The sequence below is a fragment of the Pseudomonas sp. LLC-1 genome, from assembly GCF_002992185.1.
Lineage (GTDB): Bacteria > Pseudomonadota > Gammaproteobacteria > Pseudomonadales > Pseudomonadaceae > Aquipseudomonas > Aquipseudomonas monteilii.
The window spans coordinates 142,436-167,001 of the sequence record NZ_LUVY01000012.1 but is presented as its reverse complement, the minus strand read 5'-3'; the positions used below and the strand labels follow the sequence as shown (position 1 = coordinate 167,001).

Sequence of the window (24,566 nt, the reverse complement as noted above, 5' to 3'; positions counted from 1 at the left end):
TGCTTTGCAGCCCCTTCATGCTAGAAGGCACCGTGCACTCGCACGACCACTCCGAGAAACTCGCAACCTTCTTCACAGAGCAGCGTCGGGTAGTTGTTATTGAGGGCCTTCAGGTACCGCTGCCCGCCGTCCTCAGCCAACTCGCGAAAAATCGCGGGTTTGCCCGGCTGACGAGCGATAACCAAACGCCCCGCCTCAACCTCCACCCCAGGATCAACCAGCATCCGCATGCCCTGTGGCACACTGCGACCACTGACGGTGCTCATCGCGTCGTTCTCAACTGTCAGCCAGAATGCTTTGCCTTGGGCCAGGTAATCCGTCTGTTCGAACACGCTGGGCTCCTCAGCATCTGTAGCACCCAACTCACTCCAGTCCTTGACCGGGTAGCGGAAACACACGATGTACTGCATGAGGTCCAGGTCGTCCTCGGCATCATCCACCCCGTAGGCGCCACGCTCCTCGCCAACCTGGCCCTGAATGCGCAGCTGCAGACTGACGTTGTAATGGGGCATGCCAATCTCGACAAACGTGCGGTTCATCGACTCGATCTTCGGCTGACGCCGCTTGTTCACCCAATGCCCCACACTGCCTTGAGACACACCAACGCGCTCGGCAAGCTGCTCCTGGGTGAGCCCTAGCTCCTCCATCCGGTCGCGGACGAGGGCAATCCATTTATCCATATTCATCGCTGGCACGATACGGACTGCCTTCAGGCGCTCAATAAACATTCAGTATTATTTATCTCAACGCATAAAAATACTCTAGGTATTAGTATCGGGTTCACCCTTTACTTACTGGCTCTAGCAGGTATCAGGATGAAACCATCGAAAAACGACGAAACAGATCTCGACAGCGAAGCAGCCCGTCGCGCGCTCGACTACTACCTCAACCCCAACCCGCCACGCCCCACGCTGGACAACAAGATCTGGACCTTGCACGAGGGTGTAACCGGCGACCAAGCCCAGGAGCACGCCATCGCCCTGCTGCGCTGCGCTGCAGCCACCGCCCAGGAAACAGCCACCCACCAGCACGGCAGCCAGCGCGAGCTGACCTTCGCCCTGATGCACATGATGGACATGGCCCGCGCACTGCTGGAGCACAAACGCACCGCAGATCCGGGTTTATAGGCAAGAAAGAAGGGAGAAAACGTGATAGCCGCGTAACGGCAAAGGCCCCGATTGCCGGGACAAGGAAGCGCATCGGTAAAACTTTTTTACCGAAAGGACGAAAATTCATTTGACTGGCAAATGATAACGATTATTATTGCACTCAGCTGATCGCGAGATCCGCTGGATAACCTGGAGCTTAGGTCGCTCTCAGATTATCTCCTCATCAGGCTAATCACGGTTTTTGACCCGGCTTTTTGCCGGGTCTTTTTTTTGGCTCTTCAGGCTAATGAAGATCGTGATGGCGCGCATGATAGCAAAGGTGTTTCAGGGCGTGAACGCTCATTACAAAACTTTGCGGAATCAGCAGTTGAGAATCAATCTCGTTTCGTCTACGCTGATCACGCATCAAGGAAGATGCCCCCATCCCCTCCCCCTTTGTAAAGCAAGGAGCTGTCCATGACCCGTCTGCTACTGCCCCTTGAGCACCCAGGCCCGGTTGCCGAACACGATGCCGACCACGCCCTGCTGCATGCCCTGAAGCGGCTGCCCCGGCGCGTACAGCAAGTGTTCCTGCTCAACCGCCTCGATCAACTGGACTTCGCCAGCATCGCCGCCCGCCTCGACCTGCCATTGGCCAGTATCGAGCGGCACATGGACCAGGCGTTGCAGGCCGGCCGCTCGCGCCGGGACGTACTGGCAAGTGTTGCCGGGCAATGGTATGTGCGCTTGCAAAGCCCTCAGGTAACGGCGTGCGAGCGGATCGACTTCCGCCGCTGGCTGGATGCGGATACGGCAAACTTGCAGGCGTTTCACGAGACGGAGCTGCGCTGGCGCAGCCTGCTGGCACCGGCTCGGCAGCTTGGCCACGACGGCTGGTACCGGCAAGGCCGGGCGGCGTTGTCGCTGGGCGGTTGTTCGGTTGCGGTCGGGCTTGGTGTCGTTGCGTTGGTGCTGTTTGGGTTGTGGGCCTGATCAGCGCCGATGGAACGGTACGCCGTCAGCAGTCGGCGTACCTTGCACGCTCTCCCGAGGCTATTCCTTGACCGTCTTCACGACGGCCAACTCGGGGTGACTGACCAGCTTGTCGATATGCAGCTCCGCATCGTCGAACCAGGTTTCAGTCAACACCCGGTAGTGTTCCATATCACGGCAACGCATGCGCAAGCTGTAGTCGAACGCGCCGCTGACCAAGTGGCATTCCAGCACCTGCGGGCAATTCTGCACCTTGGCCTCGAAGGCTTTCTGCGCAGCCCGACCACTCTGATTGGACAGCGCCACGAGCACCAGCAGTGACAAACCGGGTGTCAGCTTGCGCTGATCGATCACGGCCGAATAGCCACGGATGACGCCCATGCGCTCCAGCTTGCGCACCCGCTCCAGGCAGGGGCGTGGCGTGAGGTGTACGCGCTCGGAGAGCTTTTGGTAGGTGATGCGCCCTTCATGGCGCAGCACTTCCAGAATGGCTTGGTCAATACGGTCCAGAGCGAGGGATGATTCGCTGCTCTCGATCATTTCCAGCGGCTCACTTCAGCCGACCAGAAAGAAATTGCTGCAAGCGCCCGCTCTGCGGTTTGTCGAGTATCTCTGAACCACCTTGCTCCTCCACCTTGCCTTGGTGCAGGAACAGCACCTGGCTGGAAACGCGGCGGGCGAACTCCATCTCGTGGGTAACCATCAGCATCGTTCTGCCCTCTTCCGCCAGCGACTGGATAACCTTCAGCACCTCACCCACCAGCTCAGGGTCGAGGGCCGATGTTGGCTCGTCGAAGAGCATGACTTCTGGCTCCATCGCCAACGCACGGGCTATCGCCACCCGTTGTTGCTGGCCCCCGGAGAGGAAGGCCGGGTACTGGTCGGCGACGCGCGATGGCAAGCCCACTTTGTCCAGATACGACCGGGCGCGCTCCTGCGCCTCCTTTCGACTGACGCCGAGGACGCGAACGGGCGCCAGCGTAATGTTGTCCAGCACGCTCAGGTGGCTCCACAGGTTGAAATGCTGGAACACCATGGCCAACCGTGTGCGCAATGTCTGCAACTGCTTGCCGCACGCCGGACGCATGGCCCCCGCAGGCCCGCGCATGCGTATGGCCTCACCATCAAGGATGATGGCACCGGCATCCGGCTGCTCAAGGAAATTGATACAACGCAGCATGGTACTTTTGCCCGAGCCACTTGCACCGATCATGCTCACCACGTCCCCTTGGCGGGCATTCAGCGACACGCCTTTAAGGACTTCGTTGTCGCCATATCGCTTGTGCAGTGCTTCTACTGTCAGCTTGTACATAAGGCTCTCCAATGGCTGCGTTACTTCGACGCAGCATTTTCATTGCGAATCAAGATCCGGGGACTTAATGAGGGGTGCCGAGAAAGGCCAGCCAGCGCCGTTCAGCCAGCCGAAACAGGCCGACGAAAGCGAAGGTCAGGCCCAGGTACATCAGCGCGGCGAGTCCAAAAGACTGGAAAGTCAGGAAGGTTGCTGCATTGGCGTCACGGGCGACCTTCAGAATGTCCGGGATAGTTGCCGTGAAGGCCACCGAGGTCGCATGCAGCATGAGAATCACTTCATTGCTGTAATACGGCAATGCCCTGCGCAGCGCCGAAGGCACGATGAGCTGCGTGTAGAGCCGCCAGCCCTTGAGCCCATAGGCGCGCGCCGCCTCGATTTCTCCATGGGGAATGCTGCGGATGGCCCCGGCAAAGATCTCCACCGTGTAGGCACACGTGTTGAGTGTGAAAGCCAGTAATGTGCAATTCACTGCATCGCGCAAGAACGCATTCAGCACCGGCTGCTCGCGTACGGCTGCGACTCCGTACAGGCCGGTGTAAATGATCAGCAACTGGATGTAGAGCGGCGTGCCGCGGAACAGATAGGTAAAGAACTGCACTGGCCAACGCACCACTCGGCAATGAGACGTGCGAGCGATAGCCAGCGGAATCGACAGCACGAAGCCCAAGGCCAGGGAAAAACACAGCAACCAGAGCGTCATGGCGAGCCCGGTCATGTTGTACCCATCGCTGTAAAGGAAGGGTCTCCAGTACTCCTGAATCAGTTCAAGCATGATCGTGCCCTCTCACCCCAAGGTTGTATCGCGCTTCCAACCGGCGCAGGACGATATTGGAAAAACTGGTGATGAGCAGGTACAGCAGCGCAGCCAGGACCAGAAAATAGAGCATGTTGAACGTGGCCTTGCCGGCATCCTGGGCCACCTTGACGACATCAGCCAGGCCGATGATCGACACCAGCGCAGTAGCCTTGAGCAAAACGAGCCAGTTATTGCCCAGGCTCGGCAAGGCGAAGCGCATCATCTGCGGAAAGACCACCTGAACGAAGCGCTGGGTACGTCCCAGGCCATAAGCCGTGGCCGCCTCTACCTGGCTCCGTGGTACCGAAAGGATCGCGCCTCGGAATGTCTCGGCGAAGTACGCACCATAGATGAACCCGAGCGTGACGACGCCAGCAGCGAAGGGGTCGACGTCAATGTGTTCCCAACCCATGACATCGGTCAGGCTGCTCAGCCAGCCCTGCAGGCTATAGAAGATCAACAGCATCAGCACCAGATCGGGAATACCACGGATCAGCGTCGTATAGAGGGTTGCCGGAACCCGCAAGATCGACAGGGGTGACAGCTTCGCCACCGCACCCAGCAAGCCGATACCAATGCTCAGCGCCAGCGAGAGTAAAGAAAGCTTCAGGGTGACCCAAGTGCCGTGCAGCAGCAACGGCCCGAAACCCTGCAACGACAGAGATGGAAAGAGATCGTTCACGATACCTACCTGATTGAAAACACCGCGCAGCTGCCGCAAGCAACCGCGCGGATGACGAGATCGTCAGTTGTTGTAGAGGTCCAGGTCGCCGAAGTGCTTGCGCTGGATCTCCTGGTAGGTGCCACTGGCATGCATCTGTGCAATGGCCTTGTCGAGCAGGCCTTTCAATTCATCGTCGCCCTTGCGGATACCGATGGCGATATCGGAAGGCACCATAGGGTCACTGATGCCCTTGCTGCTCTGGAAGTCGGCGCCATGCGCAGACTTGAGGAAGCCCAGTTCTGCTTCGAGCATGTCCTGGATCGAGGCGTCCAACCGGCCAGACACCAAGTCCGAGTACACCTGATCCTGGTTCTGGTAGGCCTTTATCCGAACGCCTCCTGGCGCCAGTTTCGCCTTGGCATAGGCTTCCTGAATGGTGCCCTGCTGGAAGCCTACGGTCTTGCCCTTGAGCGATTCGGCAGTGGGCTCCAGACCGGAGCCTTTGCGCGTCACGATGGAAGTCGGGCCGGAGAAGAGCCGATCAGAGAAGTCGACCTGTTTCTTGCGGGGTTCGGTCACCGTCATGGAGGACAGCACGGCATCGATCTTGCGGGCCTTCAGTGACGGGATCAGGCCATCGAAATCGTTGGTCACCCAGGTGCACTTGACCTTGAGTTCAGCGCATATGGCATTGCCCAGGTCGATATCGAAACCTTGCAGGGAACCATCAGGGGCGGTGGATTCGAACGGCGGATAGGCCGGGTTCACACCAAAACGAATTTCCTTCCAGTCCTTGGCGTACGCAGCGCCGGAGGATAGCGCGAGCATCATTGCGGACAAGGTCAACCAATTGATCTTCATGAGCAGGGTCCCAGTGAGTTTTGATTTATCGCGGGCCGATGAGGGGCGGCCCGCACTTTTCATCAGGGCAGAGAACATGGAGCGAGAGATGATGAAGCATCCTGTTTTTGTTTTGCCTCGTAGGTCGTCCGAAGCCGCATGAAACCGCTATCGGACGCAGCCAGAATGCCTTCTCGCCCTTCCCTGTTGTTGTCGTAAAACTGCACCGGCACGACCAGAACAAGCTGTTTAACCAGGCAAAACAGCCGATTCTGTCGTGCGCCTTTCCTAAGCCTCGACCGGTTCGGTCATAAGCACCGATTCCACGGCCTCACCTGCTCTCAAGCGGGCCAGTAGCGCCGGTTCGCCCCGGTCCGACGCCTGCGCTTGCGCAATGGCTTTTGCGACCACCTGCGGTGGCAAAATCAGCACGCCATTGTCATCGGCCATCACCACATCCCCCGGATTGACCACTACGCCACCACAACACACCGGTATGTTGAAGGCACTGGAAGCGCTACCCAGCAGCTTGGTTGTGAGTTGCGTGGTGCCACGGGCGAACACCGGCAACCCGGCGGCACGTAACTCGACGAGGTCAGTGACCACACCGTCAACGACAATACCCATCGCGCCAGCGCAGAGCGCAGCGCACTGGGTGACGGTTCCAACGCAGGCGTGGGCATGATCGCCTGCCATGTCGATCACCAGTACGTCGCCGTGCCTCAAAGAAGCCAGTGCACGGTTAACGGCAATGGCATCCGCATGGGCCACACGCAAGGTCACTGCCCGACCGACCAAGTGGACATTCGGCACCATCGCGCGAATCTCATGGCTGACGAACCCTTGCTCCAGGAAGTGCCCAAGGGTGGCGAAACTCACTGACCGCAGTTGGTCGAGCAACTGTGAGAGGGCTACATCGTCCATCAGCAACCCCCTTCGACGAGCTCTGCAATGCAGTCGATTTCCAGGCTGACGCCCCAGAGTTGCACGCACACGGTGGTGCGCGCTGGCGGCGCATGGCCGAGGACTTCCCGGTAGACCTGGTTGAATTCCTCCAGCAACGCCGGGTCGGTGAGATAGGCATTGACCTTGACGATGTGGCTCAGGCTGGACCCCGCCGCGTCGAGAATCGCCCCCAGGTTGGCAAACGTCTGTCGGACCTGTTCAGCAAAGGTTTCAGGCTGCTCTTCAAGGCTGCCGATCGAGGGAATCTGGCCCGCCGTGAACACGAGGTGGCCACTCACCACCGCTTGCGAGTAAGGTCCGACCGGACCAATGGTGCCGGGTGCCGCGTTGATACGTTCCATGGCTGTCTCCTTCAGAAAAGCGCCAGGCTATAGCTCAGAATCAGGCGGTTCTGGTCCTGATTCGGATCGATGTCGGAATGCAGCACACCGTTGCGCCAGGCCAGGCCCAGCCCCTTGAAGGTGCCACTCTGGATCACGTAGTCCAGGCCGATGTCTCGCTCCCATTCAGAACCGTCATCCGCCCCGACACGTTTGATGTCGTCACCCTTGAGGTACATCAGCGAGGCCTTGAGCCCAGGCACACCGGCAGCGGCGAAGTCGTAGCTGTATTGAGCGAAGCCTGTACGCTCACCGGCCCGGTTGAAGCTGGCCAGCATGCGGTCGGTGTGCAGGTACACGCTCGCCCCACCGGCACCCTTGCCGGCCAGGGAGCCCTGGTTGGCCTGGACGAAGTTGCTGGCGTCGGAAACCACCTGGTAACCGGCCATCAGCGCATGGCCCTGCACGCTGTAGGTGAACGCCGCGCTCCAGGTGCGGTTGTCGATTTCACCATTGCCGTCCTCGGTGTAGCCGCTCACCCGGTAACCGCTCGCACGCCCGGCGGCGCTGCCGTTGCCACCGTCAGAAGTGGTGCGAAAGTAACGCAGCTCGGTCTTGAAGGACTGCCCGTCGGCGAACGGCAGCGTATGGGTCAGGCCGACGAAGTGCTGGTTGTAGTAGTCCTGCATGTTGGCGAAGTAGTACTGCGCCAGCAGGTCTTTGCCCAACTTGTAGTCACCACCGGCAAACAGGAACTCATTGCTTTCGCGGCTGCCGCCTGCCACCGCCAGCCCGGTACGGTCACTGGAGCCACGCCCGGTGACATGCTCCAGGCGCCCGCCGGTCAGGGTCAGCCCATCGATCTCGCTGGAGGTCACCTGACCGCCTTCGAAGGTTTGCGGCAACAGTCGGCCATCGTTGTAGGTAAGCACCGGCAACTTGGGCAGCAGGCTGCCGTAGCGCAGCTCGGTTTTCGAGAACTTCATCTTGGGTGTAAGCCCAAAGCGGCTCCACTCGCTGGCTGCACCGGCACCGTCGTCCGGGATCATGCTACTGCCGCGGTGGCGGCCAGCGCCGCTGTCCAGGGTTACCCCCATCAGGCCGATGGCGTCCAGGCCCACGCCCACAGTGCCGTCGGTGAAGCCAGAGGCGAAATTGAAGACGAAACCCTGGGCCCATTCCTCAGTCTTGCTTTGCCCGGCAGCGCCGGGCTTGTCACGGAAATCGTTGTTGAAGTAGAAGTTGCGCAGGTTGAGGCTCGCCTGGCTGTCTTTCACCAGGTCGGCGAAGGCAGTCGGGCTAAGCGGCACGACAATGGCACTGACGGCCAGCAAGGTCTTTTTCATCGATGCTCTCCCTGGGCTCAGCCACGTGCCTTGGTGTTGATGTCTTTGTTGAAGGTTTCGGTGAGCAGCAGCAAGGCCACAAGCGACACCACCGCCGAACCGACCATGTACCAGGCCACCGAAGAGCCTTTGCCGGTCATCGACAGCAATGCCGTGGTCACCAGCGGCGTGGCCGCACTGCCCAGCAGGCCCGAGAGCATGTAACTGATCGACAACCCCGAGTAACGCACGCGGGTGCCGAACAATTCGGCCAGGAACGTCGCGATGGGGCCGTAGTTGGCGGCGAAGGCGGTCATCAGCAGCAGGTAACCGGCGAACACCAGCGGCAGCTCCTTGGTGTCCATCAGCCAGAACATCGGGAAGGCCACCAGCGCTTCGGCGATGATCCCGCCGATGATGATCGGCTTGCGCCCGATCCTGTCCGACAGCGCGCCGAAAAACGGCAGCATGAAGATGCACGCGGCGCAGGACACCAGCACCACAGTCAGCATCTCGCCGCGTGAGAAGCCGAGGGTCTGGGTGCCGTAAGTAAGGCCAAAGGCAACGATCAGGTTGTAGGAAGTACCGGTGGACATGGTCGCCACGCCGCCGAGCAGCACTTGTTTCCAGTACTTGCGGAACACCTCGAACAGCGGAACCTTCACCTGTTCACCGGTTTTCTCCACGGCCTTGAACGACGGGGTTTCGTGAATGTTCAGGCGGATGTACAGGCCCAGGGCAATCAGCAGCACGCTGCCCAGGAACGGGATGCGCCAGCCCCAGGCAAGCAACTCTTCGGTGCTCAAGGTGGTGGCGATCAGCAGGAACACCAGGTTGGCAAGCATGGTGCCGGCCGGAACGCCGATCTGAACCCACGAACCGTACAGGCCACGCTGGTGTTTGGGCGCATGCTCCACCGCCATCAGCACGGCGCCGCCCCATTCTCCCCCCAGGGCCAGGCCCTGGATGATGCGCAGCGTCAGCAGTGAAATGGGGGCCCAGATGCCGATGGACTGGTAGTCCGGTAGCAGACCGATGCCAAAGGTGGCAGCCCCCATGGCCAGTAGCGAGATCAGCAGCATCGATTTGCGCCCGAGGCGATCACCGAAGTGGCCGAACAGTGCGGCGCCGACGATCCGCGCGCCGTAGGCTGAGGCGAAGGTACCAAAGGCCAGCAGCGTGCCGACCAGCGGATCGAAGCCTGGGAAGAAGATCTTGTTGAACACCAGGGCCGAGGCCGTGGCGAAAAGGAACAGGTCGTACCATTCGACAGTGGTGCCGATCACGCTGGCGATGGCGACCTTTTTCATATCGGTGGTCTGGGTCGGTTGCTCGCTGGCAACCTTGGTGTACGCAGGGCTGTTCATGCCATTTACTCCCGGAAGTGGGTTTTGGTTGTTGTTTGGCAGGTGCAATCGGTACGGCAATTTCTTGTTTTTCGGGCAAAGCGAAGCCGTGGCGCGCGGCTGGCGGGCGCCAATTACTGGAAAAGTTCATGACTTTTTTGTTGCCGCGACCGCTTCGCGGTCGATGGCTGGCGATGCCCGGCAACGCCGGGCCGTGTCAGCTCCGGTCGGCGCGCTTCAGCACGGCATTGAGCAACACATCACACCCTTTGCTCACATCGTCAGGCAGGGCATCCTCCGCCTCGTTATGGCTGAGCCCCCCAACACACGGAATGAACACCATGGTCGTCGGGCAATGCCGCGCCAGGTGAATGGCGTCATGCCCCGCTCCACTGACAATTCGCTGGTGCGCATAACCCAGCTCGTCAACCGCCTGCTGCACCGCCGCGATGCATTGCGCATCGAACGGCGTCGCCGGGCTCAGCCAGTGGCGCTCAACGCTCACAGATAACCCTCGGCGCAGTGCAATGGCATTGATCAGCTCACGCGCACTGGCCTCCATCGCGGCGATCTGCTCATCCTCGTGGTGCCGCAGATCCAGCGTGAACGCCACCCGGCCTGGAATGGTATTGCGCGAAGACCGGGCGATCTCCAGTTGCCCCACCGTGACCAGCCCTTTGGGCGCGAAGTCCCGGGCCAGTTGTTCCAGTGCCGTGACCATCTCACCCACCGCAAACATCGCATCACGGCGCAGCGGCATCGGCGTGGTGCCAGCGTGCGCGGGAATGCCCTTGACCTCGATGTCCAGCCAGCAGATCGCCTGCCCGCCCGTCACCACGCCAACCGGCAGGCCGGCATCCTCAAGGATCGGCCCCTGCTCGATATGCGCTTCGAAATAGGCATCGAACTCACGCGCCAGCGGCAGGCTGCCGGCATGACCGGTGTCCTCCAGTGCCTGCGCCACGCTGACCCCGGCCGCGTCCTTCACCGCCAATGCACGCTCCAGCGCCAGGTCGCCGGTGAACACCGCCGAGCCGAGCATCGCCGGGGTGAAGCGAGCGCCCTCCTCGTTGGTCCATACCGCAATTTCCAGCGTCCGCAGCGGCTCAATACCTTGATCGCGCAGGCTACGCAGCACTTCCAGCCCGGCCAACACGCCGTAGATACCATCAAAACGCCCGCCCTTGGGTTGGGTGTCCAGGTGGCTACCCATCACTACCGGCGGCATCGACTCATCGCGCCCAACCTTGCGGGCGAACAGGTTGCCAATGGCGTCGAAATGGACAGTCATCCCCAGGTCGCGGCACCAGCCAGCAAACAACTCGCGCCCGGCCTTGTCCTCGGCAGACAGCGCCAGCCGGCAGTTGCCACCGTTTTCCGTTGGGCCTACCTTGGCCATCTGCATCAGGCTGTCCCACAGCCGGTCCCCATTGCATGTCAGCATGGTGTGTTTCCTCATCAGTTCAGGCGGTGGGTTCAGTAACCGAGGTGCACATCCACCCGGTTGAGCAACGGCTGGCCTTCGTGAAGGCGCCGGGCATTTGTTGCGATCTGCTGGGCGATGCAATCGTGTGACGCCGCCGACGCCATGTGCGGCGTGACGACGATGCCTGGCGTGATCCAGAGTCGGCTGTCCGGTGCCAACGGTTCCTTCTCGAACACGTCCAGCAAGGCCCCGCGCAGGCGGCCGCTTTCCACGGCGCCGATCAGCTCGTCTACCTGCACATGCTGGCCACGCCCGCAGTTCACCACGGCCGCGCCAGGCGCCAGTGAGTCAAAGGTCTTCTGGCAGAGAATGCCGCGTGTAGCGTTGGTCAGCGGCAGCAGGTTCACCAGCAGATCAAGGCCATCGAGGAACGCGACGAAGGACGCTTCGCCGGCGAAAGTCTGCACGCCCTCTATCGCTTTCAGGGTGCGCGACCAGCCGCGTACCACGTAACCCGCAGCGCTCAGTTCTTCGGCAATGACGCCGCCGAGCGAGCCCAGCCCCATGATGCCCACGCGGTATTGTGCGGCGGGTTTCTGCGGGTGACGCTGCCATACCTGACGCGCTTGCTGCTGCATGGCCCGGTCGAAATCCCGGTGGTAGTGGGTCACGGCCCAGCGCACGTATTCGGCCATGCCCTGGCGGTGCGCCGGGTCGACCACGCGGCATACCGGCAGGTTGCGTTGGTCGGGGTCGGTGCCCAAGTGATCGACACCGGCAGCCACCGAGTGGATCAGCTTCAGGCAGGGCAATGCCTTCAGGCTGCCCGCTGGCGGAAACCAGCAGGCGGCGACTTCTGCATCCACGGCGGCCGGGTCGCCAGCCAGTACCACGCGCAGCCCCGGCGCCTGGCGGGCGAACGCTGCCTGCAACTGCCCAAGCAACACATTGTCGGCGGATAAAAGCACCAGCGGTTTCATGAGCAGTAAGACTCGCGTTGGGTTTCGATCAGGGTCAGGGCAGCGTTCCAGCTCAGGGCGATGATCTCGTCCGCCTCATCCCGGTCGAACTGCGCCGCGGTATGCCGGCACACGGCTTCCGAGGGGAAGATCAGCTTGCTGCCACCGGCCAGGGCCTGCACCTGGGCCTGGCAGGCGCGCTCCAGGAAATGCAGCTCGTGGAAGGCATGGGCCACACTCTGCCCACCGGCCAGCAGGCCGTGGTTACGCAGGATCATCGCCTTGTGCGGGCCAAGGTCGGCGATGAGCCGCTCGCGCTCGTCCAGCGACAGCGCGATGCCCTCGTACTGGTGATAGGCGAGCTTGCCGTAGAACTTCAGCGCATGCTGGCTGATTGGCAACAGCCCGTGCTCCTGGGCCGACACCGCGATGCCGGCGGCGGTATGGGTGTGCACCACGCAGGCCATGTCCGGGCGGGCCATGTGGATGGCCGAATGGATCACGAACCCGGCGGCGTTCACCCGTTGCGCGTCGGTGTTACCGCCAACGACATTGCCATACTGGTCGATGCGCACCAGGTCCGAGGCGCGCATACGGTCGAAAATCACCCCGTAGCGGTTGATCAGGAAGTGATGCTCCGGCCCTGGGATACGCAGGGTGATGTGGGTGTCGATCAGGTCGGTCATGCGAAAGTGCGCGACCAGGCGGTACAGCGCGGCCAGTTCGCAACGGGCGTGCCATTCGACGTCGCTGATGTGATGGGGCTTGCTCATGGAAACTCCTGGTTAACGAGCGAGTACGGCGTCGGGTTGAGTGTCGCTGCGCAGGCGCGACAGGCCGCAGACACCGATCAGGGAAAGCGTGGACAGCAAGGTGAAGAACAGCGCCAGCGGCAGCCATTGCCCGGCGAACTGGTTGGCCAGCAGTGTGCCGATGATCGGCGTACTGCCCCCGGCCAGGGCGCAGATCAACTGGTAGGCCAGCGAGATGCCCGAGTAGCGAAGGTGGGCCGGGAAGGCTTGGGCCATGTAGCCCGCGATCACCGCGTAGAGGGCCGACAAGGTGACTACCGCCAAGGCGATGCCAAGGGTCATCAGCAACAGATTCTGGGTACCCACCAGCATGAACATCGGATAGGGCACGGCCATGCACAGCAATGCGACCCCTTTGAGGAAGCACCCTTCGCCGATGCGCTCGGCCAGCAACGCGGCCAAAGGCTGGGTGAGGAACTGGAGGATAGTCACCAGGAACAGGCAGTCCAGGATCGTCGAGCGCGCAATGCCCTGGTAGGTAGTGACGTACGTGATCATGAAGGTATTGGTGAAGAAGAACCCGGCCGAGCCGATGGTTACGGCGAGCGCGGCAAAGAGGATTTGTCGCCAGCAACTGCGGATCACTTCAGCGACCGGATATTCGACTACCTCTTTATTCTCGCGCGCGGCCTTGAACTCGGGTGACTCGTCGACCCCGAAGCGGATCGCCAGACCAACCATCATCAGCAGTCCGCTGATCAGAAACGGAATGCGCCAACCCCAGCTGACGAAGTCGTCCTGGTCAAGCATCGAGGCCAGGCGGAAGGCGATCAGCGCCAGCAACAGGCCGGCCGGGCTACCCAGCTGAGCAAAAGAGGCATAGAAGGTCTTGCGCTTGGCCGGGGCGTGTTCGCTGGCCATCAACACCGCACCGCCCCACTCCCCGCCTACCGAGATGCCCTGCACGATACGCAGCGCGATCAGCCCGATGGGCGCCCAGATACCGGCCGTTGCGTAACTTGGCAGCAGACCGATACCGGTGGTGGCGAGGCCCATCAGCGCCATGGTCACCAACAGCATCTTCTTGCGACCCAGACGGTCACCCAGATGGCCGAAGACCATGCCGGCCATGGGCCTGGCGATAAAGCCGACGGCGAAGGTGCCAAAAGCGCCAAGGGTGCTGAGCAGTGGATTGGAGCTGGGGAAGAACACCTGGCCGAGCACCAGCGCCGCGGCGGTGGCGTAGATGTAAAAGTCGTAGAACTCGATGGTGGTGCCGACGAATGCGGCAGCCGCAGCGCGCCTCGGCTGAGTGGACGTGTGCATGGCAAGGCCCTTCTTGAAATAATTGTAAAGGCAGTGTTTCTGGCTAAAACGGTGCGCTCTTTGGCGCTTTTGTCTTTTATCGCCCCGCTGGCTATGATTAGTCAATTTGCTAATTCTTAATCGCCGTATTAGCAGTGCTACTAATGGAGCCTGAGATGAAAGTGCCTGCGTCGCAAGCTGACGGCTTGGTCAACAAATGGGAGGGTCGTCGCTTCCTCAACGACCGGCTCGACTGGAACCTGTTACGCACCTACCTGGTGATCGGCCAGGAAGGCAGTGTCAGCCGCGCAGCCGCGCGTTTGCACATCACCCAGTCGGCGGTAAGCCAAGCACTGAAGCGCCTGGAGGAGCAGCTGGACTGTGCCCTGATTCTGCGGCGTGGGCCGCGTTTTGACCTGACCTCTGCCGGCGAGGAAGTGTTGCGCATTGCCACGGATATCTATGGCGATGTTTCGCGGATCAGCGCTGCCGTCGAGGAACGAAACGATGGCGTGGCCGGCAAAGTCCGGCTGCTGACCATCAGCGGGCTGCAGTCGACGCTGTACGACGAATTTCTTGCAGATTTTCACGAAGCGCACCCACGGGTGGAGGTGGAGATCGAGGTGCTACGCAGTTCGGACATCATCAGTTCACTGCTGCAGAAGACGGCGACGGTGGGTTTAGGTCTATGCCGGATACCGCAACAGAAACTGGAGCAGCGGCAACTGCTGCGCCAGCGTTATGCATTTTTCTGCGGACGACGTCATCGGTTGTTCGGGCGCGCAGACGTGGCGCTGGAGGAGATGCAGGGAGAGAACTTTGTCAGCTTCGTGAGCGATCAGTTGGGCGGAAACCTGTCGCCGTTGGCGGTATTTCGGGATCAACAGGGGTTCACCGGGCGAATTGTGGCCTCCTCCTCCAGCTTCGAGGAGATTCACCGACTGGTGTGCGCGGGGTACGGAATCGGGTGTTTGCCGGACCATATGCTGCAAAAGGATATCGAGGAAGGGTTGCTGTGGCGATTACCACCGGCTGAGGGAATCGTTGATGTGGACGTGTATCTGCTGTGGAATCGGGAGCAGAAGCTGACGATGGCAGAAGGGGTATTTCTGGAGGGGTTGCAGCATAAGTTGGCGACTGTCGATAAATCCTGAGGCGAGCGTAACGAACCCGCCGCGCTTTCCGAGCCTCAGCGCAAACCGTCGTTGTCCCGGTCGCAACGACCTGATCCGCTGCCGGCCACCTGCATCACGACAGGTTTCGCGTCTCTTTATCCGAGAAACTTTCGAGACGGGTCTGCGCTCCCGAGGGGGCGCCGGCTCGCTCTCCTCAATAAGAACGGAAGCCAGACATGACCCGACACGCCCTCAGTCGCATCGCTATCGCCATGGCGCTCGCCAGCAGCGCAAGCTTCGTACACGCCGCGCCGCTGCTTGACGCCAGCAGCAACGACGTACCTGCAGCAGCACGCATGGCGCAAAGCAATGCCTGGCTGGAAATCGACCAGGCTGCCTTCGAACACAACATCGCACGCATACAGAAGCTGGTCGCCGGCAAGAGTCAGGTCTGCGCAGTCATGAAAGCTGACGCCTATGGCAACGGGATTGCCCTGCTGGTGCCATCGGCCATTCGTATGGGTATCGGTTGCATTGGCGTTGCCAGTAATGAAGAAGCACGCGTCGCCCGTGAGAAAGGCTTCAAAGGCCGGCTCATGCGACTGCGAACTGCCAGCCTTGGCGAGGTACAGGATGCACTTCCCTACGACATGGACGAACTGGTAGGCAACCTGGAGGTGGCACAGCAACTGGATGCCCTGGCCAAGCGCAATGGCCACCCATTGAAAGTGCACCTGGCACTCAATTCGGCCGGAATGGGACGTAACGGTGTGGAGATGGGGACGCCCCAGGGTCGCAAAGACGCCATTGCCATGGCTACCCTCGCGCACCTGCAAGTGGTCGGCATCATGACCCACTTCCCGGAGGAGGCGCGTGAGGATGTCCTCAAAGGGCTTGCCACATTCAAGGAACAGTCAGCGTTGCTGATCGAACAGGCCAAACTGGATCGCAGCAAACTGCTACTGCACTGCGCCAATACCTTCACCACGCTAGAAGTACCTGAGGGCTGGCTGGACATGGTGCGCCCCGGCGCGGCGCTGTATGGCTACCCGGTTGGCGGCCACGAAGAGTTCCAGCGTGTCATGCAGTTCAAGTCGCAGGTCGCAGCTGTCAACCACTACCCCGCCGGAAGTACCATCAGCTACGACCGCACCTACACCCTGAATCGCGACTCGCTGGTTGCCAACATTCCCGCAGGCTACTCAGACGGCTATCGCCGGGCTTTCTCCAACAAGGCCTCGGTACTGATCAATGGCAAGCGGGCGCCAGTAATTGGCAAGGTCACCATGAACACCCTCATGGTCGATGTGACCGATATTCCGGGGGTCAAGCCGGGTAATGAAGTGGTGCTCTACGGCAAGCAGGGCGATCAGGAAATCACCCAGGCAGAGCTGGAAACCATCAACGGCGCGTTGCTGGCCGACCTCTACACGATCTGGGGCAACTCGAATCCGAAGGTGCTGAAAGCACAGTGATGGGCCGGTACGCTGCCTGAAGACGGCGTACCTTGTACTTCCCCCGAGGCTATTGCTGGACAGTCTTCACTACTGCCGGCACGGGGTGAATAACCAGCTTGCCAAGATGATTACCGCAGAAACGAAAAAAGGGCCCGAAGGCCCTTTTTTCACGACTTACAGACTTCGAATAAAAATCTGTAGATCTTTATTTGGAGCGGGAAACGAGACTCGAACTCGCGACCCCGACCTTGGCAAGGTCGTGCTCTACCAACTGAGCTATTCCCGCGTCGTGATGGGTGCCATTCTAGCGATTTCTAAAACAGCGTCAACCCCTTGATTCAAAAAAACTTTTATTTCTGCTCCGAACCTTCGCGCAGGTGCGGCCAGGCCGCCAGCAGGTAGTGCACCATTGACCACAGCGTCAGCCCCGCCGCCACCAGCAGCAGCCCGTAACCCAGGATGACCCAGAAAGTCACCGCCGGCGGGTTGGCCAGCAGAATCACCAGTGCCAGCATCTGCGCTGCCGTCTTCCACTTGCCAAGGTTGGACACCGCCACATGCGCGCGTGCGCCCAGCTCGGCCATCCACTCGCGCAGTGCCGACACCACGATTTCGCGGCCGATGATGACTGCAGCCGGCAGGGTCAGCCAGAAGTTGGCGTGGGTCTGCACCAGCAGCACCAGGGCCACGGCCACCATCAGTTTGTCGGCCACCGGGTCCAGGAAGGCACCGAACGGCGTGCTCTGCTGCAGGCGACGCGCCAGGTAGCCGTCCAGCCAGTCGGTGGCAGCGGCAACGGCGAACACGCTGCTGGCGGCCATGTAGCTCCAGTGATAGGGCACATAGAACAGCAGGATGAAGATCGGGATGAGCAGGACGCGTAGAACGGTGAGCAGGTTTGGAATATTCATCGGTACGACTGGCTGCAAGTTGAGCCCGGCATTCTACTCGCTATGCAGGCTGGCATAAATTGATTCGGCAAGCTTTTTACTGATGCCGGGGGCTTTGGCGATTTCATCGATACTGGCGCGGTTGAGCTCTTGCAGGCCGCCGAAATGTTTCAGCAGGTCACGGCGGCGCTTCGGCCCTACCCCGGCCACATCTTCAAGGCTGGAGACCCGACGGGCCTTGCCACGACGGGCGCGGTGACCGGTGATGGCAAAACGGTGGGCTTCATCGCGGATCTGCTGGATCAGGTGCAGAGCCGCAGAATCACCCTTGAGGGTAAATTCGTGGTGCACGTCGTTCAGATAAAGGGTCTCGAAGCCTGCCTTGCGGGTGACGCCTTTGGCCACACCAAGCAGGGTCAGGTCGTTGAAGCCCAGTTCCTGCATCACATCGCGGGCCATGTTCAGCTGGCCCTTGCCGCCGTCCACCAGCAACACATCGGGCAGCTTGCCCTCGCCGTCCTTGATACGCCCGTAGCGGCGAGTCAGCGCCTGATGCATGGCGGCATAGTCATCACCGCCGGTAATGCCTTCGATGTTGAACCGACGGTAATCGGACTTCAGCGGGCCTTCGGGGCCGAACACCACGCAGCTGGCCACGGTGGCTTCGCCGCTGGAATGGCTGATGTCGTAGCACTCCAGGCGCTGCGGCACTTCATCCAGGCCCAGCACTTCGGCCAGGGCCTCAAAGCGGGCAGCCATGTGCTGGCGGTTGGCCAGGCGGGCGTTGAGCGCCTGCTCGGCGTTGGTCACGGCCAGCTGCTGCCAGCGGGCGCGTGTACCGCGCACCCGGTGGCTGATGGTCAGTTCGCGGCCACGCAGCGTGTGCAGCGCTTCGGTGATGGCTTCAAAGTCTTCGTGAACCACGTTGACGATCAACTCGCCAGGCAGTTCGCGCTCTGCGTTGCCCAGGTAGTACTGGGAAAGGAATGCGGCCATGACCTCGGCCACCTCTTCCTCGATACCCACCTGCGGGAAAAAGTTCTTGCTGCCCAGTACTCGCCCACCGCGCACGCTGATCAGGTGCACACAGGCGCCGCCCGGGTTGACGAAAGCGGCGATGACATCGACGTCGCCACTGCCACCTTCTATGTACTGCTGGTCCTGCACGCGCCGCAGCAGGGCGATCTGGTCACGCAGTTCGGCAGCTTTCTCGAAATTGAGGGCCATGGCGGCCGTTTCCATCTCGGCATTCAGTTCGTTGCCCAACTGCTGGCTACGCCCTTCCAGGAACATGACCGAGTGGCGCACATCCTCAGCGTATTCCTCGGCAGTCACCAACCCGGTGCAGGGCCCTTTGCAGCGTTTGATCTGGTACTGCAGGCAAGGCCGGGTGCGGTTTGCGTAATAGCTGTCCTCGCACTGGCGCACGGAAAAGGCCTTTTGCAGCAGGCTGAGGCTTTCGCGGATGGCCCCGGCGCTGGGGTACGGGCCGAAGTAGCGGCCCTTGGCCTTTTTCGCCCCACGGTGAATGCCCAACCGTGGGAACTCGCCATCGGACAGGAACACATAGGGGTAGGATTTGTCGTCGCGCAGGAGGATGTTGTAGGGCGGGCGCCACTCCTTGATCAGGTTCTGTTCCAGCAGCAACGCCTCGGTTTCGTTGGCGGTGATGGTGGTTTCGACCTGCGCAATGCGCGCTACCAGCGCGGCGGTCTTGGGCACCAGGCCAGTCTTGCGGAAATAGCTGGCCAGGCGCTTCTTGAGGTTCTTGGCCTTGCCCACGTAAAGCAGCCGGGCTTCGGCATCGAACATCCGGTAAACGCCCGGGCGACCACTGCAGGTCGCCAGGAATGCGCTGGCATCAAACACTTGAGACATGAGGTTTTACAGGCTTGCGTCGACCATACCGTGGCGAACGGCCAGCAAGGTCAGTTCGACGTCGCTGGTGACCGAGAGTTTTTCAAAGATCCGATAACGGTAAGTATTGACGGTCTTGGGCGAGAGGCACAACTTGTCAGAGATGATCTGCACTTTCTGGCAGCCGACGATCATCAGGGCAATCTGGATTTCCCGTTCGGACAACGCGTCAAACGGCGAACCCTGCGGCTGAAACGGTTTCAGTGCCAACTGCTGGGCGATCTGCGGGCTGATATAGCGTTGGCCGGCAAAGGCCAGCCGAATAGCCTGGACCATTTCATCAAGGCCTGCCCCCTTGGTCAGATAGCCGGCAGCGCCGGCCTGCAGCAAGCGCGTGGGGAACGGGTCTTCCTCGCACACCGTCACGGCGACTACCTTGATGTCCGGATGGCTGCGCAGCAATTTGCGGGTAGCCTCCAGGCCACCGATGCCGGGCATTTTCACGTCCATCAGCACCACATCCGGCTTGAGCTCACGGGCCAGTTTGAGCGCCGACTCGCCCGAGTCCCCCTCACCCACTACCTGCAGGCCGTCGATGTCGGCAAGCATGCGCGTAATACCGGTTCGTACCAGATCGTGATCATCGACCACTAAGACCCTAATCAAGCACACACCTCGTCAGCAGGGCGATTGGATCCCGCCACCTTAACAAAATTTTTCACGGTGGGCCTAACGCATTGATTCCGTCAGAAACGCCTGACGCTCAACGGGCAGAGGCCTCGCTGTTTGCCGGGGTTTACCGTTGCTGGACAAACGCCCCAACAGGTGCCAAATCGCCGCCTGATCCTCGAACGGCAGTTGGCGGAATGCCCCCAGCAAACCGGACTCATCCGTACTCAAACCTTCGAGCGGTGCAGGGGTGCGTGTACCGCTAAGCACATACAGTGCATCCACCCCCCTGACAGACAACGCGGCCAGGTAATCGATCCGAGGGGTACGCTCACCGCTTTCATACTTGCCCTGAGCATTGGGCTCGACACCGCCGATATCGCCAAAAACTCGCTGGGTCATGCCCAGTCGTTCGCGTTCTTCCCGCAGCCGCGGACCGATTCCATTCATTGGGGTTTCTCCTCTTCCTTGATATCCCTGATGCCCGGCCAACCCTCTGCAGGCAGCCCTAGGCACGTGGATCCACTATGCACATGCTCTTGGACCGCGACAAGCCATCATTGGGCTATTAGTTGATGGCGCGCTGCATACGCACAAAGCAATCGTCTTCTCCCATTTCAACGAAACCGTGGCGCTGATACAGCTGACGGGCCGGGTTGCTGCGAAACACCATCAGCCGCAGCAGCGGCAGGCGCCGCTGCCTGGCCCAAAGCGCCAACTGCTCCAATACCCAGCTGCCGACCCCGCGCCCACGGTGCTCGGGCAACAGGTGCAACTCGCGGATGAACAACGCCTGGCGGTCCTGGCTGAGGCTGCAGAAACCCAGCAGGGTGTCGCCTTCGGTCACCAGCCACTGCTCGCGCCAGCCCCAGGCCTCGTCGAAGGCTTCTTCGATCCACAACAGGTCGTACTCGCGGTAGTACGGCAACATGGCGCGGCGCGTGAGGTCTCGGGCAAAGGTACAATGGCGGTCGCTGGCGGGGGTTAACTGTAAAGACATCGCATATCGCTCACTGGGCGTAACACACTGGCGAACTGCCAGGCCCACGCCTGTCCAGTTCGGCCTCCAGCCACTCAGCCAGCACCTGGGCATTGTTATGCCCCGTGTCCTTGCCGGCATACAGCAATGTCAGCGTGCCCTTCGCGGCCATATCCAACAGCGGATACCAGTGTTCGGGGCGGGCCGCCAGTTCTTGCCGATAGCACTGGGTAAACCCGGCAAAATCGACCTCGCCCTGGTGAAATGCCTTGCGCAATGCCGACGAAGGTGCCACTTCGCGCAACCACTGCCCATGCAGGTCTTCCTTGCGTATGTTGCGCGGCCACAGGCGGTCGACCAGCACGCGCTGGCCATCTTCATCCTCAACCCCTTCGTAGACACGCTTGCAGCGAATCATCAGTTACTCCTGCCATTACCGTCTGTCTTGAGCCTAGATAATTCATTGATCGAGGTCACGGCCGGGTTACGAATTGTTTCTATGCTCAAGGCCTTCGGCACCCACGCCCAACGCCAACCGGAGCACCCATGGCAACCCCGCCACTGGCCAGCCAGCCGCAACTGGCCCAGCGCGATTCCCGCCCGCAGCTTGCCCACACGCCAGGGCGCGCCACCCTCGTGTTGTTCTTCGGCCTGCTACTGGCCGGTATTGCCTATACCGTCTGGAGCCTGAAACAGGATGTGACGGCCAGCGGCACGGTGATCACCACGGTCACACCGTTCCTTCTACTGGGCCTGGCGCTGCTGATTGCCCTGGGCTTTGAATTCGTCAATGGTTTTCATGACACCGCCAATGCAGTCGCCACGGTCATCTACACCCACTCGCTGCCAGCACCAGTGGCGGTCGTCTGGTCCGGGCTTTGCAACTTCCTTGGCGTGTTGCTTTCCAGCGGCGCGGTAGCGTTCGGCATCATTGCCCTGCTGCCGGTAGAGCTGATCTTGCAGGTCGGCTCCTCGGCCGGCTTTGCCATGGTCTTCGCCCTGCTGCTGGCAGCCATCATCTGGAACCTCGGCACCTGGTGGCTGGGCCTGCCGGCATCGTCCTCCCACACGTTGATCGGCTCGATCATCGGCGTGGGTGTGGCCAACGCGCTGATGCATGGGCGTGACGGCACCAGTGGCGTGGACTGGGCCCAAGCCAGCAAAGTCGGCTATGCCTTGCTGTTCTCACCTCTGATCGGCTTTGCCTGCGCGGCCTTGTTGCTGATGGCGTTACGCGCACTGGTCAAGCGCAAGGAACTGTATCAGGCACCGGAAGGCCGCACCCCGCCACCGTGGTGGATCCGCAGCGTCCTGATCCTCACCTGCACCGGCGTATCCTTTGCCCATGGCTCCAACGACGGCCAGAAAGGCATGGGCCTGATCATGCTGATCCTGGTCGGCACCCTGCCCATGGCCTATGCCCTGAACAAGACCATGCCCAACGAACAGGCCCTGCAGTTTTCTGCCGTTGCCGAAGCAACCCGCCAGGCGCTGGTGCGCAGCGACCCGCAAGCGGCCCCGGCCGACCCGCACAAGGTACTGACCTTGTTCATTGCCGAGCCCAAGGCCAGCCCGCAACTGATACCGGCACTCGCGGCGCTGACCGGGATGATCGGCGACCAGGTCAAAGGCTATGGCTCGCTCAAGCGCGTGCCGGCCGAAGCCATGGCCAATGTGCGCAACGACATGTACCTGACCAGCGAAGCCATTCGCCTGATCGAGAAAAACCAGCTGGTGGCATTCGATGCCGACACCCGCAGCCATGTAGAACTGTTCAAGGCCCAGCTGGACGATGCCACCCGTTACATTCCACTGTGGGTGAAGGTGGTCGTGGCCATCGCGCTGGGGCTGGGCACCATGGTTGGCTGGCGGCGTATCGTGGTGACGGTGGGCGAGAAGATCGGCAAGACCCACCTGAGCTATGCCCAGGGCGCCTCGGCTGAAGTGGTTGCGATGTGCACCATCGGCGCGGCGGACATGTTCGGGTTGCCGGTTTCGACCACCCATGTGCTGAGCTCTGGTGTGGCCGGCACCATGGTCGCCAACGGCTCAGGCATTCAGAAACGCACACTGATCAACCTGCTGATGGCCTGGGTGCTGACCCTGCCGGCAGCCATGGTGCTGGCAGGGTCGCTGTACTGGTTGTTGAACCAGGTCTTCTAGGTCCGTCAGGCAGGAATCTTCAGGCCGCGCTGCACGGCTGGCCGTTCGAGGAAGGCGGCCAGCACGCGCTGCACTTCCTTGAACGCATCGAAACCAATCAACTCACGGGCGTTGTAACGCTCCACCAGGTTGCGTACCCACGGGAAGATGGCGATGTCGGCGATGCTGTATTCGTCAACCATCCACTCCCGCCCTTTCAGGTGCCGATCCAGCACACCCAGCAGCCGTTTGGACTCGTTGACATAACGATCACGCGGACGCTTGTCTTCATATTCCTTGCCAGCAAAAAAGTGGAAAAAGCCAACCTGGCCAAACATCGGCCCGATGCCGCCCATCTGGAACATCAGCCACTGCAGGGTCTGGTAACGCTGGGCAGGGTCCTGACTGAGCAGTTGGCCGCTTTTCTCCGCCAGGTACTGCAGGATCGCCCCCGACTCGAACAGCGGCAGCGGCTGACCACCCGGCCCGTTGGGGTCGAGGATGGCCGGGATCTTGTTATTCGCGCTGAGCGAGATGAACTCGGGGCTCAACTGGTCATCGTTGTCAAAACTGACCTTGTGCGCCTCGTAGGCCAGGCCGATTTCTTCGAGCATGATCGACACCTTGACGCCGTTGGGTGTCGGCAGCGAATACAGCTGCAGGCGTTCTGGGTGTTTGGCGGGCCACTTGCGGGTAATCGGGAAAGCACTGAGATCGGTCATGATCAACCTTGCCTGGGGAATGAACCTGTCACTCTAGAGACATCCCCGGCCGCTGACCATCACCGACCACGCATCAGCGCTGGCAACTCAGGCCTGACCGTGGGCCTTGAGCTTGAGTTTTTCGGTGTCGACACGCACGAACACCGAGTCGGCGGTCACGGTCAGCACATCGTCGGCCCAGACCTCGCAGATCACCCGGCTCTTGCGCCCCACGTCCCCTTCCACACGCGCCTTGAGCAACAGCGCGACGCCCATGGGCGTGGGTTTCAGGTAGGTCAGGTTGAGCGTACCCGTGACGCAGTCGATGCGCGGCAGGCTGCCCGGCTCGCGGCGTTCATTGCGGTAGTGGTAAGCCATGGCCGTCCAGTTGGAATGACAGTCGACCAGCATCGCCAGCAGGCCGCCGTAAACCAGGCCGGGCCAGCCGATGAAGGTGCTGTCGGGCGCATGACGGCATATCAGATGAACGCCGTCGGCGTCCCAGTGGCTTTGCAGGTGCAGCCCGCTGGGGTGGGAGCACCCGCAGCCATAACACGTGCCATCGGGTGCCGCGAGGGCCTGGAGAGAAAGGGCTTGGTCGTTCATACGCTTCCTGTGCTTATTGAAATGGGGGCGCGCAACGCCCCCATTAAAGCAGAAA

27 protein-coding genes and 1 tRNA gene are annotated in these 24,566 nt (G+C 61.0%); 5 read left to right on the top strand and 23 right to left on the bottom strand.

Features of this window, described 5'->3' with window-relative positions; all coding sequences use genetic code 11:
* Nucleotides 1-20: 20 nt before the first annotated feature.
* Nucleotides 21-728, bottom strand: coding sequence for a S24 family peptidase (locus tag A0O30_RS11640; protein ID WP_105946576.1), 708 nt, complete (start codon nt 726-728; stop codon nt 21-23).
* 87 nt (nt 729-815) lie between these two features.
* Here A0O30_RS11640 and A0O30_RS11635 point away from each other — a divergent pair, with 87 nt between their 5' ends.
* Nucleotides 816-1,127, top strand: coding sequence for a DUF6124 family protein (locus A0O30_RS11635; RefSeq protein ID WP_105946575.1), 312 nt, complete (start codon nt 816-818; stop codon nt 1,125-1,127).
* Between the two features lie 438 nt (nt 1,128-1,565).
* On the top strand, nt 1,566-2,081 hold the full coding sequence (locus A0O30_RS11630) for a DUF4880 domain-containing protein (RefSeq protein ID WP_105946574.1): 516 nt from the start codon (nt 1,566-1,568) through the stop codon (nt 2,079-2,081).
* Between the two features lie 60 nt (nt 2,082-2,141).
* Here A0O30_RS11630 and A0O30_RS11625 read toward each other — a convergent pair whose 3' ends face one another.
* From A0O30_RS11625 to A0O30_RS11565, 13 genes are all read right to left on the bottom strand, one after another.
* Nucleotides 2,142-2,621, bottom strand: a complete 480-nt coding sequence (locus A0O30_RS11625) for an Lrp/AsnC family transcriptional regulator (RefSeq protein ID WP_105946573.1) — start codon at nt 2,619-2,621, stop codon at nt 2,142-2,144.
* A gap of 10 nt (nt 2,622-2,631) precedes the next feature.
* Nucleotides 2,632-3,393: an ABC transporter ATP-binding protein gene (locus A0O30_RS11620; protein ID WP_105946572.1), complete on the bottom strand. Its 762-nt coding sequence runs from the start codon at nt 3,391-3,393 to the stop codon at nt 2,632-2,634.
* A gap of 64 nt (nt 3,394-3,457) precedes the next feature.
* Nucleotides 3,458-4,168 (bottom strand): ABC transporter permease, encoded by a 711-nt coding sequence (locus A0O30_RS11615; protein WP_105946571.1) that lies wholly within the window; start codon nt 4,166-4,168, stop codon nt 3,458-3,460.
* Entirely contained in the window at nt 4,161-4,874 is a 714-nt protein-coding gene (locus A0O30_RS11610) for an ABC transporter permease (protein WP_177410272.1), read from the bottom strand. The genes A0O30_RS11615 and A0O30_RS11610 overlap by 8 nt, the downstream gene beginning before the upstream one ends.
* A 63-nt stretch (nt 4,875-4,937) precedes the next feature.
* Nucleotides 4,938-5,717, bottom strand: coding sequence for an ABC transporter substrate-binding protein (locus A0O30_RS11605; protein WP_105946570.1), 780 nt, complete (start codon nt 5,715-5,717; stop codon nt 4,938-4,940).
* A 267-nt stretch (nt 5,718-5,984) separates the two neighbouring features.
* The gene (locus A0O30_RS11600; RefSeq protein ID WP_105946569.1) at nt 5,985-6,620 is read right to left on the bottom strand and encodes an RraA family protein; all 636 of its coding nucleotides are present in this window, start codon (nt 6,618-6,620) and stop codon (nt 5,985-5,987) included.
* Nucleotides 6,620-7,003 carry a RidA family protein gene (locus A0O30_RS11595; RefSeq protein WP_105946568.1) on the bottom strand — a complete coding sequence of 128 codons (384 nt, stop codon included), beginning with the start codon at nt 7,001-7,003 and terminating at the stop codon, nt 6,620-6,622. Before A0O30_RS11595 ends, A0O30_RS11600 begins: the two co-directional genes overlap by 1 nt.
* 11 nt (nt 7,004-7,014) lie before the next feature.
* Entirely contained in the window at nt 7,015-8,328 is a 1,314-nt protein-coding gene (locus A0O30_RS11590; RefSeq protein ID WP_105946567.1) for an OprD family porin, read from the bottom strand.
* 17 nt (nt 8,329-8,345) lie between these two features.
* Nucleotides 8,346-9,674: an MFS transporter gene (locus A0O30_RS11585; protein ID WP_105946566.1), complete on the bottom strand. Its 1,329-nt coding sequence runs from the start codon at nt 9,672-9,674 to the stop codon at nt 8,346-8,348.
* A 196-nt stretch (nt 9,675-9,870) separates the two neighbouring features.
* The gene (locus tag A0O30_RS11580) at nt 9,871-11,097 is read right to left on the bottom strand and encodes a Zn-dependent hydrolase (protein ID WP_105946565.1); all 1,227 of its coding nucleotides are present in this window, start codon (nt 11,095-11,097) and stop codon (nt 9,871-9,873) included.
* 32 nt (nt 11,098-11,129) lie between these two features.
* Complete coding sequence (locus A0O30_RS11575) at nt 11,130-12,059, bottom strand: glyoxylate/hydroxypyruvate reductase A (RefSeq protein WP_105946564.1); 930 nt, start codon at nt 12,057-12,059, stop codon at nt 11,130-11,132.
* Nucleotides 12,056-12,811 (bottom strand): class II aldolase/adducin family protein, encoded by a 756-nt coding sequence (locus A0O30_RS11570; RefSeq protein ID WP_105946563.1) that lies wholly within the window; start codon nt 12,809-12,811, stop codon nt 12,056-12,058. The genes A0O30_RS11575 and A0O30_RS11570 overlap by 4 nt, the downstream gene beginning before the upstream one ends.
* Nucleotides 12,812-12,823: 12 nt before the next feature.
* Nucleotides 12,824-14,116, bottom strand: coding sequence for an MFS transporter (locus A0O30_RS11565; protein ID WP_105946562.1), 1,293 nt, complete (start codon nt 14,114-14,116; stop codon nt 12,824-12,826).
* Nucleotides 14,117-14,271: 155 nt separating this feature from the next.
* Between A0O30_RS11565 and A0O30_RS11560 the strand changes: the two genes are divergently transcribed.
* Together A0O30_RS11560 and alr are read left to right on the top strand one after the other, a co-directional pair.
* Complete coding sequence (locus A0O30_RS11560; RefSeq protein ID WP_105946561.1) at nt 14,272-15,249, top strand: LysR family transcriptional regulator; 978 nt, start codon at nt 14,272-14,274, stop codon at nt 15,247-15,249.
* A 197-nt stretch (nt 15,250-15,446) separates the two neighbouring features.
* Nucleotides 15,447-16,685 carry an alanine racemase gene (gene alr, locus A0O30_RS11555; RefSeq protein WP_105946560.1) on the top strand — a complete coding sequence of 413 codons (1,239 nt, stop codon included), beginning with the start codon at nt 15,447-15,449 and terminating at the stop codon, nt 16,683-16,685.
* Nucleotides 16,686-16,877: 192 nt separating this feature from the next.
* Here alr and A0O30_RS11550 read toward each other — a convergent pair.
* The 7 genes from A0O30_RS11550 to A0O30_RS11520 form a co-directional block, all read right to left on the bottom strand.
* Nucleotides 16,878-16,953, bottom strand: a tRNA-Gly gene (locus A0O30_RS11550).
* Nucleotides 16,954-17,017: 64 nt separating this feature from the next.
* Complete coding sequence (pgsA, locus tag A0O30_RS11545) at nt 17,018-17,578, bottom strand: CDP-diacylglycerol--glycerol-3-phosphate 3-phosphatidyltransferase (RefSeq protein ID WP_060492890.1); 561 nt, start codon at nt 17,576-17,578, stop codon at nt 17,018-17,020.
* Between the two features lie 33 nt (nt 17,579-17,611).
* The gene (gene uvrC / locus A0O30_RS11540; RefSeq protein ID WP_105946559.1) at nt 17,612-19,435 is read right to left on the bottom strand and encodes an excinuclease ABC subunit UvrC; all 1,824 of its coding nucleotides are present in this window, start codon (nt 19,433-19,435) and stop codon (nt 17,612-17,614) included.
* A 6-nt stretch (nt 19,436-19,441) separates the two neighbouring features.
* Nucleotides 19,442-20,080, bottom strand: coding sequence for a UvrY/SirA/GacA family response regulator transcription factor (uvrY, locus tag A0O30_RS11535; protein ID WP_003251380.1), 639 nt, complete (start codon nt 20,078-20,080; stop codon nt 19,442-19,444).
* Nucleotides 20,081-20,143: 63 nt separating this feature from the next.
* Nucleotides 20,144-20,533, bottom strand: coding sequence for a helix-turn-helix domain-containing protein (locus A0O30_RS11530; protein WP_105946558.1), 390 nt, complete (start codon nt 20,531-20,533; stop codon nt 20,144-20,146).
* Between the two features lie 118 nt (nt 20,534-20,651).
* A complete protein-coding gene (locus tag A0O30_RS11525) occupies nt 20,652-21,083 on the bottom strand; it encodes a GNAT family N-acetyltransferase (RefSeq protein ID WP_105946557.1) in 432 nt (143 codons plus the stop codon).
* A 10-nt stretch (nt 21,084-21,093) separates the two neighbouring features.
* A complete protein-coding gene (locus A0O30_RS11520; RefSeq protein ID WP_105946556.1) occupies nt 21,094-21,480 on the bottom strand; it encodes a DUF488 domain-containing protein in 387 nt (128 codons plus the stop codon).
* A gap of 128 nt (nt 21,481-21,608) precedes the next feature.
* On the opposite strand from A0O30_RS11520, the gene A0O30_RS11515 reads away from it, so the two are divergent.
* Entirely contained in the window at nt 21,609-23,225 is a 1,617-nt protein-coding gene (locus A0O30_RS11515; protein ID WP_105946555.1) for an inorganic phosphate transporter, read from the top strand.
* Nucleotides 23,226-23,230: 5 nt separating this feature from the next.
* On the opposite strand, the gene A0O30_RS11510 is transcribed toward A0O30_RS11515, so the two are convergent.
* Nucleotides 23,231-23,926 carry a glutathione S-transferase N-terminal domain-containing protein gene (locus A0O30_RS11510; protein ID WP_105946554.1) on the bottom strand — a complete coding sequence of 232 codons (696 nt, stop codon included), beginning with the start codon at nt 23,924-23,926 and terminating at the stop codon, nt 23,231-23,233.
* An 87-nt stretch (nt 23,927-24,013) separates the two neighbouring features.
* Nucleotides 24,014-24,511, bottom strand: coding sequence for a PaaI family thioesterase (locus A0O30_RS11505; protein ID WP_105946553.1), 498 nt, complete (start codon nt 24,509-24,511; stop codon nt 24,014-24,016).
* Between the last annotated feature and the right edge of the window lie 55 nt (nt 24,512-24,566).